Origin of the sequence: Mesorhizobium sp. M5C.F.Ca.IN.020.32.2.1 (assembly GCF_004023105.1) — a bacterium.
Lineage (GTDB): Bacteria > Pseudomonadota > Alphaproteobacteria > Rhizobiales > Rhizobiaceae > Mesorhizobium > Mesorhizobium wenxiniae.
The window spans coordinates 1-886 of sequence record NZ_RZSX01001423.1 but is presented as its reverse complement, the minus strand read 5'-3'; the positions used below and the strand labels follow the sequence as shown (position 1 = coordinate 886).

Here is an 886-nt window from a genome sequence, read left to right as displayed (position 1 = left end):
GGTCCAGTGAACCGCAGGCACGGCGAGAAGTGCCCGGCACGGGAGATGAGGGCAGCGCAAAACCGGAAGCGATTGCCCTGGTCGCGAGCTCGCGATTCGTTGCTTTGTTGCGGCATTTATGCTATTGATTGGCCATGGCGCTGATTTGCGCCAACGACCCGCCCGCCGAGGCGGTTTTGTGTTTTCAGGTATCGCCGGCGTCCTTCCCGAATTCAGAGGAGCTCCGCTCCGGCGCCCTATCCATTCGACTTTGTTGACGGCCATCGGGCGAACGCGTAGCCTCAAACCATTCCGGTTTTCCACGGGCACCTCGGGACTCCGGCAGATGGCGATTTTGTCCAGGCTCGCAGATCGGGCCGGATCTCGCCGAAGCGGGCGTCTTTAAGCGCGCAAGAGGTGCTGAATGGATATGGTCGACCTCATATTGACGGTTTGCCTGATTACCAATCCGGGCAATTGCCGAGACGAGCATCTTTATTTCGAGAGCCGTGGCTCTCTCGTCCAATGTATGGTCTTGGCGCCCAGCGAAATCGCGAAATGGTCGCAGGAACACCCGACCCTCAAGGTCAAGCGCTGGAAACGCGCTTTCCCGAACAAGGACCGTGCGATCTGATCGGCGCCCCGGCCTGTTACGGCCCCGGGAGGAGACATCATCATGATTTCGCGTCGAGGAACGCTCCGTCTGGCGGCTCTTGGAACGGCCGCAGCGCTTGTCTCAAAACCCTCCTTCGCCACGAGCAAGGTTCGCATCGGCGTGCTGAAGTTCGGCACCGTGAGCTGGGCGCTTGACACCATGAAGCAACACAAGTTCGACACAGCCAACGGCATCGGTCTGGAGATTGTCGATTTCGCCGGCGAGGATGCAACCAACGTCGCCATGCTGGCC

General features: G+C 59.9%; 1 protein-coding gene and 1 pseudogene. Both read left to right on the top strand.

The genetic code is table 11. The features are described from left to right. Nucleotides 1-403 precede the first annotated feature (403 nt). Nucleotides 404-613, top strand: a complete 210-nt coding sequence (locus EOA86_RS36500; RefSeq protein WP_128345823.1) for a hypothetical protein — start codon at nt 404-406, stop codon at nt 611-613. A 42-nt stretch (nt 614-655) separates the two neighbouring features. Then, nucleotides 656-886, top strand: a pseudogene (locus EOA86_RS36495) (ABC transporter substrate-binding protein); the annotation flags it as partial.

What these genes read in the sequence shown, in the direction of transcription:
- EOA86_RS36500 (WP_128345823.1), top strand. Translation starts at nt 404, where the DNA reads ATGGATATGGTCGACCTCATATTGACGGTTTGCCTGATTACCAATCCG.